This window comes from Paraburkholderia eburnea, from assembly GCF_002917095.1.
GTDB lineage: Bacteria > Pseudomonadota > Gammaproteobacteria > Burkholderiales > Burkholderiaceae > Paraburkholderia > Paraburkholderia eburnea.
Window position 1 is genome coordinate 1 of the sequence record NZ_PQGA01000052.1, and the last position, 1,298, is coordinate 1,298.

The 1,298-nt window shown below is 67.3% G+C and carries 1 protein-coding gene; it reads left to right on the top strand.

The features are described from left to right. Nucleotides 1-1,298: efflux transporter outer membrane subunit (locus B0G62_RS30995; RefSeq protein WP_103707977.1), on the top strand; the 1,298-nt coding region annotated here is incomplete at both ends.

The following is a 1,298-nucleotide window of genomic DNA, read 5'->3' on the forward strand; positions in this document are numbered from 1 at the left end:
GGCCAGTGGCCCACGCTCGACTGGGCGCAGCAGTTTGGCGACCCGCAACTGCCGAAGCTGATCGACGAAGCGCTCGAAGGCAATCCCAGCATCGCCCAGGCGCAGGCGCGCATCGCCAAAGCGTCGTCGTATATCGACACCTCGAAGGCCGCGCTCGCGCCCAAGGTCAACGCCAGCTACTCGTGGAGCCGCGAGCTCTTTTCGGGCAACGCGCTGTACCCGCCGCCTTATGGGGGCACCTGGTACAGCGAGAACAACGCGCTCGCCAGCGCGTCGTGGGATCTGGACCTGTGGGGCAAGAACCGTCAGCGGCTCGCGCAGGCGGTTTCCGCACAGCGCGCGGCGCAGGCCGATATGGAGCAGGCGCGCATCACGCTCGCCTCGTCGGTGGCGCGCACGTATAACCAGCTTGCCCAGCTTTACGCGCTGCGCGACATCGCCGCGCGCGAAATCGGCAACCGCAAGACCATCGGCACGATCACGAACGGCCGCGTCGTGGCGGGTCTGGACACCAACGTCGAGCGTCAGACCGCCAACGGCAACATCGCGACGAGCCAGGCGAACCTCGCGCAGATCGACGGCCAGATCGAGACCGTGCGCTATCAGCTGGGCGCACTGCTCGGCAAGGGGCCGGATCGCGGCCTGCAGATCGCCGATCCGGTCCTGAACCCGGCTGCGCAGGTTGCCCTGCCCGACAACCTGCCCGCCGATCTGGTCGCGCGCCGGCCCGATATCGTCGCCGCGCGCTGGCAGGTCGAAGCCGCGATGCACGACGTCAAGGAAGCGAAAGCCGAGTTCTATCCCGACGTGAACCTCGCCGCGGGCATCGGCTTCGATGCGTTCGGCTGGGGCCGATTCCTGAACTTCACGAGCCGCCAGATGAACATCGGGCCGGCCGTGCATCTGCCGGTCTTCGACGCGGGTGCGCTGCGCGCGCAGTTGAAGGGCCGCTATGCCGATTTCGATCTGGACGTGGCGAACTACAACCAGACGCTGATCGGCGCGTTCCAGGACGTGGCGACGACGGTGTCGTCGATCCGCTCGGCGGACAGGCAGCTTGTCGATGCGCAGAACGCGCTCGACGCTTCGAGCAAGGCGTACCAGCTTGCGGTGATCCGCTACAAGGCCGGGCTTTCGGAGCAGTTGCAGGTGCTCAACGCCGACCAGAACCGCCTGGCGTCCGAGCAGACGGTGACGAACCTCAAGGCGCAGCGCCGCGATCAGCAGATGGCGCTCATCAAGGCGCTGGGCGGCGGCTTCGACGCGCACGACGCACATGGCGTGAACCTCGTGGCGCC